The following is a 15464-nucleotide window of genomic DNA, read 5'->3' as shown; positions in this document are numbered from 1 at the left end:
GGCCCATCAGCGCGCCCCGAACACTTTCTGCAGCAGCGCGCTGCCCGTGCCCACGGGGTCCTTGCGGATCTTGCGCTCCTCCTCGCCAATCATCAGGAACAAGCCGTCCAGCGTCCTGCCCGTCACGTACTGCGACAGATCGGCGTCCTGGGCGCTGATCAGCCCCAGGCCCGCGGCCTTGCCCGCAAACTGGTTGTACTGCTGCGCCAGGCCCACCTGGTCTATCGCCTGCTGGACCACGGGCAGAAAGCGCGTGCTCAGCGGCGCGCGCGTCTTCTCGGCAAAGAACGCCGTCACCGAGTTTTCGCCACCCGTCAGTATCTTCTTCGCATCGGTGACGCTCATGGTCTGCACCGCGTTCACCAGCAGGTCCTTGCCCATGGGTACGGCGGCTTCGGCCGCGCGGTTGATGGCGGTTTCCAGTTCGGTGATGCGCTTGCCCTGGCCAAAGCGTTTCATCAGCTTGGCCGCATCGTCGAGGTAGCCGGGCAGCGGAATGCGCACCTGGGGGTTGTCGAGGAAACCATCGGGCCGCCCGAGCAAGGCCACGGCGGCCTGCGCGCCCTGGCTCAGCGCCAGCTTGATGCCGCTGCTGGCATCGGCCGACGACAGCTGGGCCAACGACACCGCCTGCGCCTGCTGCCAGGCGCCAAGCAGCAGCGCGCCCATGGCCGCATGGCACTGGCGGCGCGTCATGCAAGAGGTAGGGGGCAGCGAAGAGTGCATGGTGAGGATTCCTTCAAAAAACCGGGGCCCGACCTGGATGCGCAGGCGGTTCCAGCCGCCATTTTGCCTTTGACCACAGCATCCCTGCAGCACGCCGGCCTGGACAAGCCGCGCGCCGGCCGGCACAGTGGGCCATGCAACCCTTGGAGCGCGACATGCTGGAGCTATCGGTACCGTGGTGGGAATTCGTTTTCCGGGGAGTGGTTGTCTACCTGTTCCTGCTGGTCTTCCTGCGCCTGACCGGCAAGCGCCAGACCGCGCAGTACGCGCCGTTCGACCTGATCCTGCTGCTGATCCTGTCCAACGCGGTGCAGAACGCGATGAACGCCGGCGACAACTCGCTGCTCGGCGGCTTGATTCTGGCGACCACGCTGCTGGTGTGCCACATGCTGCTGTCGCGCCTGGGCTATTACTTTCCGCAGCTGTCGCGCCTCATCGACGGCAAGGCCCAGGTGCTGGTCGACAAAGGCCAGGCCAACACGGCACTCATGCACCAGGAATTGATCACGCGCGAAGACCTCGACGCCGCGCTGCGCGCCAGCGGCTGCCTGCACCTGCACGAAGTCGAGCGCGCGACGCTGGAGACCGATGGCCATATCACCATCGTTTTAAAAAGAATCACCCCCTGAGCCGCTAAAGCGGCTTCCCCCTCTCAACCTTCGGTGGAGGGGGACGGCAGCCTCGGTGCGGGGCGGCCCTTCCTCGCTGCCCCCTTGCTGGGACACGCCAGTTTCATGAGCTGATTGGCTCGAGCGCCATGGGTTACAGACCAGCCTCAGGCCAGCGCGCGCTGGATGATGATCTTCTGCACGTCGCTCGTGCCTTCGTAGATCTGGCACACGCGCACGTCGCGGTAGATGCGCTCCACGGGGAAGTCGCTGACCACGCCATAGCCGCCCAGCGTCTGGATCGCCGCGCTGCAGACGCGCTCGGCTATTTCGCTGGCAAACAGCTTGGCCATGGCCGCTTCCTGCAGGCAGGGCCGGCCCGCGTCGCGCAGGCTGGCCGCATGCCAGATCAGCTGGCGCGCGGCTTCGAGCTGGGTCGCGCATTCGGCGAGCCTGAAGCCCACGGCCTGGTGCTGGATGATGGCCTGGCCGAAGCTCTCGCGCTCCTTGGCATACTGCACCGCCACCTCGAACGCGCTGCGCGCCATGCCCAGGCTTTGCGCCGCAATGCCTATGCGCCCGCCTTCGAGCGCCGACAGCGCGATCTTGTAGCCTTCGCCTTCTTCACCCAGCCGATTCGCGGCCGGAATGCGGCAGCCTTCGAAACGGATCTGCGCGGTGTCGCTGCTGTGCTGGCCCAGCTTGTCCTCGAGCCGCGCGACCACATAGCCGGGCGCGCTGGTCGGCACCAGAAACGCGCTCATGCCTTTCTTGCCCGCGGCCTTGTCGGTGACCGCAATGACGATTGCCACCTGGCCGTTCTGGCCGCTGGTGATGAACTGCTTGTCGCCGTCGATCACATAGTCGTCACCATCCTTGCGCGCCGTGGTGCGCAGCGACGAGGCATCCGAGCCCGCATGCGGCTCGGTCAGGCAGAACGCGCCCAGCATCTCGCCGCGCGCCAGCGGCACCAGCCACTGCTGCTTTTGCGCTTCGCTGCCGTAGCGCATCAGGATGGCGTTGACCGGGCAATTGGTCACGCTGATCGCCGTGCTGGTGCCGCCGTCGCCGGCGGCAATTTCTTCCAGCACCAGCGCCAGGCTCAGCGTGTCCAGGCCCGCGCCGCCATAGGCTTCGGGCACGCAGATGCCATAGGCGCCCAGCGCGGCCAGGCCCTGGTGCACGTCCTTGGGGAAATGGTGTTCCTTGTCCCAGCGCGCCGCGTGCGGCCAGATTTCGCGCTGCGCAAAATCGCGCACCGCGTCGCGGATCATTTCCTGGTCGGGGGTCAGCAGCATGTTGTTTGTCTCCGTTATCTGTTGTTGTCTTGTTTCAGCCGCGCACCGCGCTACCAGCTGTCGGCTCGGCGGCCGTCGTGGTGCAGCAGCTTGCCCGCATCGGCCGCCTGCGCTCCGGCGAGCGTCGCGCGCATTCCCTGCACGCTTTCCTCGACCGACAGCGGTGCCACGCTGCCACCCATCTCGGTGCGCACCCAGCCCGGGTCCATGGTCAGCAGCAGCACGCCGGGCCAGCCATGCTGGGCCGTCGCCACCGCCATGTTCAGCGCGGCCTTGCTGCAGCGATAGAGCCACGAATGGTCGTCATCGACATGGCCGATCTGCGCCATGCTGCTCGAAATGAAAGCGAACTTGCCGCCCGCGGCCTGCACCATGGGTGCGACCTGGGGCAGGGCCTGCATCGCGCCCAGCAGATTGGTGTGCATCACGCGGTCGAACTCCTGCTGCGTGGGCGGCGTGGTCGTGTGCAGATGGTCGAGCACGCCGGCCACATACCACGCATAGTCGAATTTCTCGCCGTCGAGCAGCCAGGCCAGGCCGCTGACCGACTGCGGCTGGGCCACATCGATCAGATGCACGGCCGACGCGCCCTGCGCCAGCAGCGCCTCGCGGTCCTCGGCGCGGCGCACCGTCGCGATCACGCGATCGCCGTTTTCAATGTACTGCTGCGCCAGCTCGCGGCCAATGCCGCGCGACGCTCCAATCACCAATACCTGCGCCATTGCGCCTCCTTTAAAAAACATCCGCGCCTCAGCGCGTGGCCTCGCCCGGCTGCACGCCCTGCTCCTGGGCAATCTGGTGGGCATAGCGCGCCACCATCACTTCGTGCGGTTCGGCCGGTGCCTGCAGGCCGATCTGCGCATGCACGATCTGATTCATGCCGGGCATGGTCGAGCGCGGCACCTGGGCCTCGGGCTTCCACAGCCGCGCACGCATCAGCGCTTTCGCGCAATGCAGATAGGCTTCATGCACCGTCACTTCGATCACCAGCCGGATGCGCGGGTTGTCTGCGCGGAACAAGGCCGTGTAGTGCGCTTCGTCGCGCAGCCGCGCCCTGCCGTTGACGCGCAGCGTCTCGTCGAAGCCGGGAATGAGAAACAGCAGCCCTATGCGCGGGTCGTGCAGCAGATTGCTCATGCTGTCGAGCCGGTTGTTGCCGCCCACGTCGGGCAGCAGCAGCGTGTTCTTGTCGGGCGCCTTGACGAAGCCCGGGCGGCCGCCGCGCGGCGAGGCATCGAGCAGCGCGCCCGCAGGGCCCGCGGTCGAAACGATGCACAGCGGCGACAGCGCCAGGAAACGCAGGCAGTAGCGGTCCAGGTCCACCTGCTGCTTGAGCAAGGCCCGCTCCGCGGGCGCTTCATAAAGCGTTCGCAGCTGCTCCTCGTTGGTGATCACGGTGTTTCCCTTCTCTGATGCCGCCCGCGGTTGACGGGCCGTCAGCCAGCTTAAACCAACTCGATCGCCATGGCCGTGGCCTCGCCGCCGCCAATGCACAGCGTGGCCAGGCCGCGCTTCTTGCCGCGGGCCTGCAGCGCATGCAGCAGCGTGACCAGAATGCGCGCGCCGCTGGCACCGATGGGGTGGCCCAGCGCGCAGGCGCCGCCATTCACGTTGACGATGTCGTGCGACACGCCCAGCTCGGTCATCAGCGCCAGCGGCACGACCGCGAACGCTTCGTTGATTTCCCACAGATCGACATCGGCCACGCTCCAGCCGGCCTTCTTCAGCGCCTTCTGCGTCGCGCCCACGGGTGCCGTGGTGAACCACTCGGGCGCCTGGGCGAAGCTCGCATGCGCAACGATGCGCGCCAGCGGCTTGCAGCCCAGCTCCTTGGCCGTCGATTCGCGCATCAGCACCAGCGCGGCGGCGCCGTCGTTGATGCTCGAGCTCGACGCCGCGGTGATCGTGCCGTCCTTCTTGAACGCCGGCTTGAGGCTGGCGATCTTGTCGAGCCGCGCCTTGGCCGGGCCTTCGTCTATGCTCACCACCACGTCGCCCTTGCGTGTCGACACCGTCACCGGCGTGATCTCGGCCGTGAACGCCCCGCTTTGCGTCGCGGCCTGGGCGCGCTGCACGCTGGCCGTGGCAAACGCATCCTGCTGCTCGCGCGTGAACTGGTACTTGGCCGCGCAGTCTTCGCCGAACGTGCCCATGGAACGGCCGGGCTCGTACGCGTCCTCGAGGCCGTCAAGCATCATGTGATCGAAAATCTTGTCGTGGCCCATGCGGTAGCCGCCGCGGCCCTTCTTGAGCAGATAAGGCGCATTGGTCATGCTTTCCATGCCGCCGGCAACCATCACGTCGCGGCTGCCCGCGACCAGTTGGTCATGCGCCAGCAGCGTCGCCTCCATGCCCGCGCCGCACATCTTCGACAGCGTCACGGCGCCCGTGCTCTGCGGCAGGCCGCCCTTGAACCCGGCCTGGCGCGCGGGCGCCTGGCCCTGGCCGGCCATCAGGCAGTTGCCGAACAGCACTTCGTCGACTTTCTCGGGCGCGATGCCCGCACGCTCCACGGCCGCGCGGATCGCGGCGCCGCCCAGATCATGGGCCGCGAGTTCGCTGAAGTCGCCCTGGAAGGCGCCCATGGGGGTGCGGGCTGCGCCCACAATCACAATGGCTTCGGTCATTTTTTGTCTCCAGTTGGTTTGAAATGGGAAGAAAGGCCCGGCGCTCAGTGCGCGTCCGGGTCATCGGTCGCAGTCCGCACGAAACGCCGTTCGCGCTCGTACGGAAAAACATCGTGCACATGGCCGGCGCGTATGCGCTGCTGGTGGGCCTGCCAGAACGCGGGCTCGAGCAGGTCGGCATGGTGCTGCAGAAAAACCTCGCGCACCGCGGGATGGCCCAGCAGGAAAGGCGCGAAGCTCTGCGGAAACACATCGTGCGGACCGACCGCGTACCAGATCTCGCCGCTCATCTCGTCTTCCTCGTTGCGCGGCTGCGGCACGGCGCGGAAATTGCAGTCCGTCAGATACTCGATCTCGTCGTAGTCATAGAACACCACCTTGCCGTTGCGCGTCACGCCGAAGTTTTTCCACAGCATGTCGCCCGGAAAGATGTTCGCCGCCACCAGGTCCTTGATTGCATTGCCGTACTCGACCACGCTGCGCGCGAGCTGCGCCTGGGCGCGTGCGTCGCCCGGCCCGGCCTCGAGCGCTTCCTGCAGGTAGAGGTTCAGCGGAATCATGCGCCGCTCGATATAGAGGTGGCTGATGATGACCTCGGTGCGACCGTCGCCGTCGCGGTCGCTGATCTCGAGCTGGCTGGGAGCGAACTTCTCTATCTCGGCGATCAGCGCGTCATCGAAGCGCTCGCGTGGAAACGCCACCAGGCTGTACTCCAGCGTATCGGCCATGCGGCCGACGCGGTCGTGCTGCTTGACCAGTTGGTACTTGGCCTTGACCTGTTCGCGCGTCGTGTCCTTCTGCGGCGGGTAGTAGTCCTTGATCAGCTTGAACACATAGGGAAAGCTCGGCAGGTCGAACACCAGCATCACCATGCCCTTGATGCCAGGCGCGATGCGAAAAGCGTCGCTCGAATAGCGCAGGTGGTGCAGGAAATCGCGGTAGAACAGCGTCTTGCCCTGCTTGGCCAGGCCCAGCGCCGTATAAAGCTCGGCGCGCGGCTTGCCCGGCATCAGGCTGCGCAGGAACTGCACATAGCCGCTGGGAATTTCCATGTCGACCATGAAATAGGCGCGCGCAAAACTGAACAGTGCCTGCAGATCGTCTTCGCCGAACAGCGCGGCATCGATCACCAGACCGCCGCGCGGCCCGTGCAGCAGCGGCAGCACCAGCGGCAGTTCGGTGAAGCCGTTGATCAGCTTGGCGACCAAATAGGCGCCCTTGTTGCGGAAGAACAGGCTCGACAGCACCTGGATCTGGAAATTGGTGCGCTGCTTTTCCAGAACCCCTTGATCAAGGATCGCCTGCTCGACCGCCGCCAGATCGCGCGGCAGATCCTCGAACGCGCGCTGCAGACCGAAGTCTTCAACGATCTGCCGCAGCGTCGCGCGCAGCGACTGTGGCGCGGGCGCGCGCGCGGGGTAGTAGGCGCGGTAGGTGGGCCGTGCGGCCGGGTCGTCGTTCTCTATGTATTCCGTGCTGACCGCGGGCCGCACGAAAATGAAATCATTGTGGAAATGCGTGCGGTGCAGGATCTTGGTCGTGACCGAATTGAAGAAGGTCTCGGCCAGCTCGGGCTGGAAATGGTTCACGAGCAGGCCGATGTAATGCAGCTTGACCTGCTGCCATACCGCCATCGGCAATCCGCCGGCGGCGAATTCCTTTTCCAGGCGCCGCGTGCATTCCTTGACGCGCAGGTCGTAGAACGCGATGCGCTCGCGCTGCGCGCGCTGCTGGCCATGCCAGTCAGCGGTTTCGAAACGGTGCTTGGCGCGCGCCGACTCGGAGCGGAACAGCCGGTAGTGGCGGTTGAAGCCATCCATCATCGCCTTGGCGATGTCATAGGCCTGCGGCGCATCGAGACGCTGGGGAAACATCACGCCGTGCCTGGAGCAGTCGGGCCGTACCGGGTCGCCGCGCGTCAGCTGCGTTCGCGGCTGGCGACGTACGCCACGGCCTGCTTGTAGGCCTTGTCGGCGCCTTCGACACCCGGCAGTGTCATCTGCAGGTTGTTGATCAGGCCGTCCTTGAGGCCATAGCACCAGCCGTGCAGCGTGACCTTCTGGCCGCGTGCCCAGGCGTCCTGCATCACCGTGCTCTGCGAGATGTTCATCACCTGCTCGATGGAATTGAGCTCGCACAGCGCGTCGTGGCGCCAGGCCACGGGCAGCGACTCCAGCAGTTCGCGGTGCTTGTCGCGTACATCCTTCACATGGCGGATCCAGTTGTCGACCAGGCCCATGCGCAGGTCGTTGAGCGCGGCCAGCACGCCACCGCAGCCGTAGTGGCCGACCACCATCAGGTGTTCGACATGCAGCTGGTCCACCGCGTACTGGATGGTCGACAGGCAGTTGAGATCGCTGGGCACGACCACGTTGGCGACATTGCGGTGCACGAAGATCTCGCCCGGCTCCAGACCCGTGATCTGGTTGGCGGGCACGCGGCTGTCGGAGCAGCCGATCCACATGTAGCGCGGTTTCTGCTGCGACATCAACCCCGTGAAAAACCCGGGTCGGTCATGCTCCACCTGGGCAGCCCATGCGCGGTTGTGAGCGAAGAGTTCATCGATGGAAGTGGTCGTCATGTGGAATTCCTGGTAATCAAAAGACAGGCGCGGGCCGCTCAGCAGGTCTCGGCAAACAGTTCTCGGCCAATGAGCATGCGGCGGATTTCACTGGTTCCCGCGCCGATTTCATAGAGTTTCGCATCCCTCCAGAGACGGCCAAGGGGGTAGTCGTTGATATACCCATTGCCGCCATAGATTTGCACGCCTTCGCCGGCCATCCAGGTGGCCTTCTCCGCACACCACAGGATCACGCTCGCGCAGTCCTTGCGCACCTGGCGAACATGCTCCGTTCCCAGCAGATCGAGGTTTTTAGCGACCGTATAGGCAAAGGAACGTCCGGCCTGCAGCACGGTGTACATGTCCGCGACCTTGCCCTGGATCAGCTGGAACTCGCCAATGCTCTGGCCGAACTGCTTGCGATCATGGATATACGGCACGACCGAATCCATCACCGACTGCATGATGCCCAGCGGCCCGCCGGTCAGCACCGCGCGCTCGTAGTCGAGCCCGCTCATCAGCACCTTGGCGCCGTTGTTCAGCCCGCCAAGCACGTTCTGCGCCGGCACTTCGACATTCTCGAACACCAGCTCGCCGGTATGGCTGCCGCGCATGCCCAGCTTGTCGAGCTTCTGCGCCACGGAAAAACCAGCCATGCCTTTTTCGATCAGGAAGGCCGTCACGCCGCGTGCGCCCATCTGCGGCTCGGTCTTGGCATAGACCACCAGCGTGTCGGCGTCGGGGCCGTTGGTGATCCACATCTTGCTGCCGTTGAGCAGGTAGTAGCCGCCCTTGTCCTCGGCCTTGAGCTTCATGCTGATCACGTCCGAGCCTGCGCCCGGCTCGCTCATCGCCAGCGCGCCCACATGCTCGCCGCTGATCAGCTTGGGCAGGTACTTGCGCTTTTGCTCTTCGCTGCCGTTGCGGTTGATCTGGTTCACGCACAGATTGCTGTGCGCGCCATACGACAGACCGACCGAAGCGCTGGCGCGCGAAATCTCCTCCATCGCCACCATGTGCGCGAGGTAGCCCATCTGCGCACCGCCCCAGGCCTCGGGCACGGTAATGCCCAGCACGCCCAACGCGCCCATCTTCTCCCACAGGTCCATGGGGAACTGGTCGTTGCGATCGATCTCGGCAGCGCGCGGAGCGATTTCGCTTTGCGCGAACTCGCGCACGGCATCACGCAGCGCATCGATGTCTTCGCCCAGCTGGAAGTTGAGTCCTGGAAGGTCGGTCATGGCTTGTCTCCTGTCGGTTTGTTTTGATTACGTTTACGTAAACGTCAATTATGAATTATTTTTGCCCATCCACCTTGTCCAAAAGCTGACGTGCCTCGTTTTCATGCTCGCGCACTTCGTCCAGGTTCATCTGCAGATCGGCCATGCGGTCCTCGAGTTGCTGGCGGTGCTGGCCCAGCACTTCGAGAAACTTGCGCAATTGCGCTCCGGTGTCGCGCGGGCTGTCGTACACGTCGATGATGTCCTTGGCTTCGCTGAGCGACAGCCCCAGCCGCTTGGCGCGCAGCGTCAGCCGCAGGCGCGTGCGGTCGCGCGCGCTGTAAATGCGGTTGCGCCCCGCGGGGCCGGTTCTTTCGGGCTGCAGCAGCCCCATGTCTTCATAGAAGCGCATGGCGCGTGTGGTCAGGTCGAACTCTTTGGCCAGGTCGCTGATGGTGTAGGTGATGGGCATACGGAGATCTGAAGAGAGCCGCGCAAGTGACATGCATCTTGGCGCGAATCTCTAGAATGCAAAATGTGACGTTTACGTCAACGTTAACATAACTCTAGGTCCGCGCCATGAACCTGCTTGAACACGAAATCCACTACCCCCTCGCGGATGCGATGCCTCAAGCGGGGAGCTGTCTGGAAGTCGCGCCAGGCGTCAAATGGATACGAATGGGTTTGCCGTTCGCGCTCAACCACATCAACCTCTGGCTGCTGCGCGACAGCTTTGACGACGGCGCGGGAGCGCGCGAAGGCTGGACCGTGATCGACTGCTGCGTGGCCAGCGACAGCAGCCGCGCGCAATGGGAACAGATCTTCGCCGAACAGCTTGAAGGCCTGCCCATCGTGCGCGTGCTGGTCACCCATATGCATCCCGACCACATCGGCCTGGCCCACTGGCTCTGCAGCCGCTGGCAAGCCCCTTTGTGGATCAGCGCCACCGACTACCATGTGGCGCTGGTCGCCTGCAAGCCGCCCGCGAGCCACAATCTCGAAGGCGGCGCGCGCTACGCGGCGTTCTATCAGCGCCATGGCCTTGACGACCCCGAGTTCCTGCAGCATGTGCTGCAGCGTACGGCCTACTACCCGCAGCTTGTTCCCGACCTCCCTGACAGCTTTCGCCGCCTGATGGACCACGACCGCATCCAGATAGGGGCGCAGACCTGGGAGTGCATTGCCGGCTACGGCCATGCGCCCGAGCACATGGCGCTGTACTGCGCCGAGCTGCAGTTGCTGATCAGCGGCGACATGGTGCTGCCGCGCATCTCGACCAATGTGAGCGTGCACGCCAACGAACCCCAGGGCGACCCGCTGGGCTGGTTCCTCGATTCGCTGCAACGCTATCTTCCGCTGCCCGAAGACACGCTGGTGCTGCCCTCGCATGGCAAACCTTTTCAGGGCCTGCACACGCGCATCCGCCAGCTGCAAGACCACCACGCAGAACGCCTCGATGAAGTGCGCGCCGCCTGCGCGCTGGGCCCAACCAATGCCGCCAAGGTGATGCATGCCATGTTCCGCCGCCCCCTCAACCCGCATGAGCAGACATTTGCGCTGGGCGAAGCGCTGGCCCATCTGAACTATCTGTGGCGCCTCGGCGAAATAGCGCGCCATGACAACGGTGACTGCTGCAAGTTCACTGCAGTGACGGCATAAGGAAAGCGGCTCACCGCCGCATCCCTTCGGCAGCCGTCGGAACAATCTGCGCATGAACGCGCAGCATACCGGCGCATACGGCCAGGCGACGCCGCGCGCCATGCCACGCCTCCCCTAGAATCGAAAACTTCCGTGGTGCCAATGGCTGTCCACACCATTCGATCTCTATAGCGTCCACAAAAATGAAAAGATTGCCAACCCTTGTCGAAGGCCTCGACGAGATCCTCAACGGCGGGTTGTTCGAGGGTGGAGTCTACATTTTCGAGGGGCCGCCAGGCGTAGGCAAGACAACCCTGGCCAATCAGATTGCGTACACCCTTGCCAGGCGTGAAAGCCGCACGCTGTACGTGACCATGCTGGCGGAATCGCATTCACGCATGCTGCAGCACATGGAGCAGCAGATCTTCTTTGACCAGCAGGAAGTCAGCGCCACCGTGTTCTATGTCAGCGGCTACCGCGAGCTGGAACTCGGCGGGCTCAAAGCCGTGGTGCGCCTGCTGCGCGGCGAACTGGTGCGTCACCGTGCATCGCTGCTGGTCATCGATGGGCTGGTGGTCGGCAGCCTTGGTTCAATGACCAACGATGCGGTGCGCCAGTTCGTGCACGAACTCCAGAGCCTGGTGAGCGCCATGTCCTGCACCTGTCTTGTGCTCACCAGCGGCCACGGCAATGCACTGAGCGCAGAACAGACCATGGTCGACGGCATCTTCGCTTTCGAGGACCACGGCTTTCACTGGCGCGCGGAGCGCCGGCTGCAGGTGCGCAAATTCCGCGGTAGCCAGATCATCCGCGGCCAGCATACCTTTTGCATCTCGACCCAGGGCCTGCAGTTCTTCCCGCGGCTGGAAAGCCTGCCGCTGGGCGACGGCAATGTGAAGCTGGGCAGCAGCATGCTGTCGACCGGATTGCGCGCTATCGACGATGTCCTGCACGGCAACGGCCTTTCCTGCGGCAGCGCCTCGGCGGTAATAGGGCACACTGGCACAGGCAAGACCACGTTTGCGCTGGCTTTTGCCGCGGCATCCACCGCTGATGCTCCAGGGCTGATACTTTCCAGCATGGAATTCAGCGGTGATTTGCGTCGGCTCGGGACTCGACTCGGCCTGGGAACCGATGAAGCCGTGGTCTCTGGTGCATTGGTGATCAAGAATTTGGGGCAAGAGGACGAATCAATGGATGAAATGGGCCACAAACTGCTGCGCTTGGTGGATGAACTGAAGATCCGCCGGCTGGTTGTGGACGGTCTTGCAGGATTGGCCGACACTTTGGCGTTTCCGGAGCGTGGCTACCGTTTCCTCGGTCGCCTGCTGGTGGAATTACGTCGGCGCGGTGTGACTTCGCTGTTCACGGTCGATCCCCACGCGCTGGCGGTTGCGGCAGGAACGCCGCTGGCCGATGGTGTGACAGGCTGGTTCGACAATGTCTTCACTTTCGCTCCCGCAGCCGCCTGCGACCGCCAAGTCGACCAACGCCTTCTCACGATTGCCAAGGTGCGGGGCGGCGCGGCCTCCCAGGCTTCAGTGAACATCTTCGTTTCTCGCCCCGATGCAGGTCAGGCTCTCACTCCCTAAGAACAAGGACTGTCTCGATGAAAATGATTCTGATCGTCGAAGACGAATATGGCAATGCCGAGATATTGCAGCTTTTGCTCGAAGCGGAAGGCTACAGGGTTGCACTTGCCTCCAATGGCCAGCAAGCGCTGGACATCCTGAGAACCAGCGAAAAACCCGCGTTGATACTGTCGGACTTCATGATGCCCGTCATGAATGGCGGCGAGTTTGGCCAGGCCTTGAGCCAGGACCCGGCACTGAGCCAGATTCCCTTCATCTTCATGAGTGCGACCAGCCAGGATGTGGTGCGACGCGTGTTCGGCGGCTACGATGCCTTCATGGTCAAACCCATAGAATTTGACTCGCTGCTGCGGGTCGTCAAGCGCCTGATTGCCGAGGGCAAGATGGCTCGGCCCGCGGCCGCCAATGGCCAGGTGGAAGAGTCCATGCGCCATCTGCTCAAGGGCATACACATACCCAGCCGCGATTGAGGCCGCCACCGCCCTCCCTAAGCCTGCTGTAGGTTCAACGCAAAAAGAGAGCGCGCAGCGCTCTCTTTTTTTGTCTTCATGGAAGTCCGGATTTTGCGCCGGAAAAAACAAAACCCCCAGGCCTTTGGGGCGCTGGGGGTTTGCTTGCTGTAAGAGCCTGACAATGACCTACTTTCACACGGGAACCCGCACTATCATCGGCGCAAAGTCGTTTCACTGTCCTGTTCGAGATGGGAAGGAGTGGTGCCAACTTGCTATGGTCATCAGGCATAACTTTTTGCTTCGGCGTTCAGTTTGTCGAACGCTTAGGCGAATTCATAGAGACTGAAATCAGATTATATTTGATTGCGACTTGGCATAACTAGTCTTTAATCCGCTGGGGATCAAAGTTATAGGGTCAAGCCTCACGAGCAATTAGTATTGGTTAGCTTAACGCATTGCTGCGCTTCCACACCCAACCTATCAACGTCCTGGTCTCGAACGACTCTTCAGGGGGCTCAAGGCCCCGGCAGATCTCATCTTGAAACGAGTTTCCCGCTTAGATGCTTTCAGCGGTTATCTCTTCCACACTTAGCTACTCGGCAATGCCACTGGCGTGACAACCGATACACCAGAGGTGTGTCCACTCCGGTCCTCTCGTACTAGGAGCAGGCTTCCTCAAATCTGCAGCGCCCACGGAAGATAGGGACCAAACTGTCTCACGACGTTTTAAACCCAGCTCACGTACCTCTTTAAATGGCGAACAGCCATACCCTTGGGACCGACTACAGCCCCAGGATGAGATGAGCCGACATCGAGGTGCCAAACACCGCCGTCGATATGAACTCTTGGGCGGTATCAGCCTGTTATCCCCAGAGTACCTTTTATCCGTTGAGCGATGGCCCTTCCATACAGAACCACCGGATCACTATGTCCTGCTTTCGCATCTGCTCGACTTGTCAGTCTCGCAGTTAAGCACGCTTATGCCATTGCACTATCGTCACGATGTCCGACCGTAACTAGCGTACCTTCGAACTCCTCCGTTACGCTTTGGGAGGAGACCGCCCCAGTCAAACTGCCTACCATGCACTGTCCCCGATCCAGATAATGGACCAAGGTTAGAACCTCAAACACACCAGGGTGGTATTTCAACGTTGGCTCCATGAGAACTAGCGTCCTCACTTCAAAGCCTCCCACCTATCCTACACAGATCTGTTCAAAGTCCAATACAAAGCTACAGTAAAGGTTCATGGGGTCTTTCCGTCTTTCCGCGGGGAGATTGCATCATCACAAACATTTCAACTTCGCTGAGTCTCTGGAGGAGACAGTGTGGCCATCGTTACGCCATTCGTGCAGGTCGGAACTTACCCGACAAGGAATTTCGCTACCTTAGGACCGTTATAGTTACGGCCGCCGTTTACTGGGACTTCAATCAAGAGCTTGCACCCCATCATTTAATCTTCCAGCACCGGGCAGGCGTCACACCCTATACGTCCACTTTCGTGTTTGCAGAGTGCTGTGTTTTTATTAAACAGTCGCAGCCACCGATTTTTTGCAACCGCTTTGGGCTCCCCTTGTGCAGGATCACCTACTTGCGGCATACCTTCTCCCGAAGTTACGGTATCAATTTGCCGAGTTCCTTCTCCAGAGTTCTCTCAAGCGCCTTAGAATACTCATCTCGCGCACCAGTGTCGGTTTGCGGTACGGTCGTGTGTAGCTGAAGCTTAGTGGCTTTTCCTGGAAGCTGGGTATCACTCACTTCGTCTGCAAGCAGACTCGTTATCACCCCTCATCTAAGCCCGGCGGATTTGCCTACCGGGCACGACTACAGGCTTGAACCAACATATCCAACAGTTGGCTGAGCTAACCTTCTCCGTCCCCACATCGCACTACACATCGGTACAGGAATATTGACCTGTTTCCCATCAGCTACGCATCTCTGCCTCGCCTTAGGGGCCGACTCACTCTACGCCGATGAACGTTGCGTAGAAAACCTTGCGCTTACGGCGAGGGGGCTTTTCACCCCCTTTAACGCTACTCATGTCAGCATTCGCACTTCTGATACCTCCAGCATCCGTCACCAGACACCTTCACAGGCTTACAGAACGCTCTCCTACCACGTGCAATAAATTGCACATCCGCAGCTTCGGTAACTGGCTTAGCCCCGTTACATCTTCCGCGCAGGACGACTCGATCAGTGAGCTATTACGCTTTCTTTAAATGATGGCTGCTTCTAAGCCAACATCCTGACTGTTTTAGCCTTCCCACTTCGTTTCCCACTTAGCCAATTTTAGGGACCTTAGCTGGCGGTCTGGGTTGTTTCCCTCTTGAGTCCGGACGTTAGCACCCGGTGCTCTGTCTCCCAAGCTGTACTCTGCGGTATTCGGAGTTTGCATAGGTTTGGTAAGTCGCCATGACCCCCTAGCCTAAACAGTGCTCTACCCCCGCAGGTAATACTTGAGGCACTACCTAAATAGTTTTCGGAGAGAACCAGCTATTTCCAAGTTTGTTTAGCCTTTCACCCCTATCCACAGCTCATCCGCTAATTTTGCAACATTAGTCGGTTCGGACCTCCAGTACCTGTTACGGCACCTTCATCCTGGCCATGGATAGATCACTTGGTTTCGGGTCTACACCCAGCGACTGATTCGCCCTATTCGGACTCGATTTCTCTACGGCTTCCCTATTCGGTTAACCTTGCCACTGAATGTAAGTCGCTGACCCATTATACAAAAGGTACGCAGTC

General features: G+C 61.9%; 13 protein-coding genes and 2 rRNA genes (1 of these 15 running past the window's edge). 4 read left to right on the top strand and 11 right to left on the bottom strand.

Annotated features, from left to right (window positions below; translation table 11 throughout):
• Nucleotides 1–6: 6 nt before the first annotated feature.
• Entirely contained in the window at nucleotides 7–696 is a 690-nt protein-coding gene (locus ACSVDO_RS02380) for a DUF4197 domain-containing protein (protein ID WP_489596311.1), read from the bottom strand.
• Between the two features lie 185 nt (nucleotides 697–881).
• Here ACSVDO_RS02380 and ACSVDO_RS02375 point away from each other — a divergent pair, with 185 nt between their 5' ends.
• Nucleotides 882–1355, top strand: coding sequence for a DUF421 domain-containing protein (locus ACSVDO_RS02375; protein WP_332539329.1), 474 nt, complete (start codon nucleotides 882–884; stop codon nucleotides 1353–1355).
• A gap of 146 nt (nucleotides 1356–1501) precedes the next feature.
• On the opposite strand, the gene ACSVDO_RS02370 is transcribed toward ACSVDO_RS02375, so the two are convergent.
• The 8 genes from ACSVDO_RS02370 to ACSVDO_RS02335 are packed head-to-tail and all read right to left on the bottom strand — an operon-like array spanning nucleotide 1502 to nucleotide 9511.
• Nucleotides 1502–2632 carry an acyl-CoA dehydrogenase family protein gene (locus ACSVDO_RS02370; RefSeq protein WP_489594763.1) on the bottom strand — a complete coding sequence of 377 codons (1131 nt, stop codon included), beginning with the start codon at nucleotides 2630–2632 and terminating at the stop codon, nucleotides 1502–1504.
• A 50-nt stretch (nucleotides 2633–2682) separates the two neighbouring features.
• The gene (locus ACSVDO_RS02365) at nucleotides 2683–3354 is read right to left on the bottom strand and encodes an SDR family oxidoreductase (RefSeq protein ID WP_332540180.1); all 672 of its coding nucleotides are present in this window, start codon (nucleotides 3352–3354) and stop codon (nucleotides 2683–2685) included.
• A gap of 28 nt (nucleotides 3355–3382) precedes the next feature.
• The gene (locus tag ACSVDO_RS02360) at nucleotides 3383–4027 is read right to left on the bottom strand and encodes an MSMEG_1061 family FMN-dependent PPOX-type flavoprotein (RefSeq protein WP_489594762.1); all 645 of its coding nucleotides are present in this window, start codon (nucleotides 4025–4027) and stop codon (nucleotides 3383–3385) included.
• A 50-nt stretch (nucleotides 4028–4077) separates the two neighbouring features.
• Nucleotides 4078–5259, bottom strand: coding sequence for an acetyl-CoA C-acyltransferase (locus ACSVDO_RS02355; protein WP_489594761.1), 1182 nt, complete (start codon nucleotides 5257–5259; stop codon nucleotides 4078–4080).
• Between the two features lie 44 nt (nucleotides 5260–5303).
• Entirely contained in the window at nucleotides 5304–7133 is a 1830-nt protein-coding gene (gene aceK, locus ACSVDO_RS02350) for a bifunctional isocitrate dehydrogenase kinase/phosphatase (protein WP_489594760.1), read from the bottom strand.
• Between the two features lie 44 nt (nucleotides 7134–7177).
• Nucleotides 7178–7840 (bottom strand): carbonate dehydratase, encoded by a 663-nt coding sequence (gene can, locus ACSVDO_RS02345; RefSeq protein ID WP_332540184.1) that lies wholly within the window; start codon nucleotides 7838–7840, stop codon nucleotides 7178–7180.
• A 38-nt stretch (nucleotides 7841–7878) separates the two neighbouring features.
• Nucleotides 7879–9060, bottom strand: coding sequence for an isovaleryl-CoA dehydrogenase (locus ACSVDO_RS02340; protein ID WP_332549694.1), 1182 nt, complete (start codon nucleotides 9058–9060; stop codon nucleotides 7879–7881).
• Between the two features lie 55 nt (nucleotides 9061–9115).
• Nucleotides 9116–9511 (bottom strand): MerR family transcriptional regulator, encoded by a 396-nt coding sequence (locus tag ACSVDO_RS02335; RefSeq protein WP_332540284.1) that lies wholly within the window; start codon nucleotides 9509–9511, stop codon nucleotides 9116–9118.
• Nucleotides 9512–9618: 107 nt separating this feature from the next.
• On the opposite strand from ACSVDO_RS02335, the gene ACSVDO_RS02330 reads away from it, so the two are divergent.
• The 3 genes from ACSVDO_RS02330 to ACSVDO_RS02320 all read left to right on the top strand — a co-directional run bounded on the left by ACSVDO_RS02330 (nucleotide 9619) and on the right by ACSVDO_RS02320 (nucleotide 12739).
• A complete protein-coding gene (locus tag ACSVDO_RS02330) occupies nucleotides 9619–10698 on the top strand; it encodes an MBL fold metallo-hydrolase (RefSeq protein ID WP_489594759.1) in 1080 nt (359 codons plus the stop codon).
• A 182-nt stretch (nucleotides 10699–10880) separates the two neighbouring features.
• Complete coding sequence (locus ACSVDO_RS02325) at nucleotides 10881–12269, top strand: RAD55 family ATPase (protein WP_489594758.1); 1389 nt, start codon at nucleotides 10881–10883, stop codon at nucleotides 12267–12269.
• A 17-nt stretch (nucleotides 12270–12286) separates the two neighbouring features.
• Entirely contained in the window at nucleotides 12287–12739 is a 453-nt protein-coding gene (locus ACSVDO_RS02320) for a response regulator (RefSeq protein WP_332540286.1), read from the top strand.
• Between the two features lie 155 nt (nucleotides 12740–12894).
• Here ACSVDO_RS02320 and rrf read toward each other — a convergent pair.
• Nucleotides 12895–13007: ribosomal RNA gene (gene rrf, locus ACSVDO_RS02315) — 5S ribosomal RNA — on the bottom strand.
• A gap of 125 nt (nucleotides 13008–13132) precedes the next feature.
• A 23S ribosomal RNA gene (locus tag ACSVDO_RS02310) occupies nucleotides 13133–15464 on the bottom strand; it runs 545 nt beyond the window's last position.

It is taken from the genome of Comamonas sp. DB36, from assembly GCF_057914905.1.
Note: the sequence above shows the minus strand (reverse complement) of the source record. Positions and strands in the feature narration are given on the sequence as shown.

Coding starts and splice junctions, on each gene's coding strand:
- ACSVDO_RS02380 (WP_489596311.1), bottom strand. CDS start 696: ATGACGCGCCGCCAGTGCCATGCGGCCATGGGCGCGCTGCTGCTTGGC.
- ACSVDO_RS02375 (WP_332539329.1), top strand. CDS start 882: ATGCTGGAGCTATCGGTACCGTGGTGGGAATTCGTTTTCCGGGGAGTG.
- ACSVDO_RS02370 (WP_489594763.1), bottom strand. CDS start 2,632: ATGCTGCTGACCCCCGACCAGGAAATGATCCGCGACGCGGTGCGCGAT.
- ACSVDO_RS02365 (WP_332540180.1), bottom strand. CDS start 3,354: ATGGCGCAGGTATTGGTGATTGGAGCGTCGCGCGGCATTGGCCGCGAG.
- ACSVDO_RS02355 (WP_489594761.1), bottom strand. CDS start 5,259: ATGACCGAAGCCATTGTGATTGTGGGCGCAGCCCGCACCCCCATGGGC.
- aceK (WP_489594760.1), bottom strand. CDS start 7,133: ATGTTTCCCCAGCGTCTCGATGCGCCGCAGGCCTATGACATCGCCAAG.
- can (WP_332540184.1), bottom strand. CDS start 7,840: ATGACGACCACTTCCATCGATGAACTCTTCGCTCACAACCGCGCATGG.
- ACSVDO_RS02340 (WP_332549694.1), bottom strand. CDS start 9,060: ATGACCGACCTTCCAGGACTCAACTTCCAGCTGGGCGAAGACATCGAT.
- ACSVDO_RS02335 (WP_332540284.1), bottom strand. CDS start 9,511: ATGCCCATCACCTACACCATCAGCGACCTGGCCAAAGAGTTCGACCTG.
- ACSVDO_RS02330 (WP_489594759.1), top strand. CDS start 9,619: ATGAACCTGCTTGAACACGAAATCCACTACCCCCTCGCGGATGCGATG.
- ACSVDO_RS02325 (WP_489594758.1), top strand. CDS start 10,881: ATGAAAAGATTGCCAACCCTTGTCGAAGGCCTCGACGAGATCCTCAAC.
- ACSVDO_RS02320 (WP_332540286.1), top strand. CDS start 12,287: ATGAAAATGATTCTGATCGTCGAAGACGAATATGGCAATGCCGAGATA.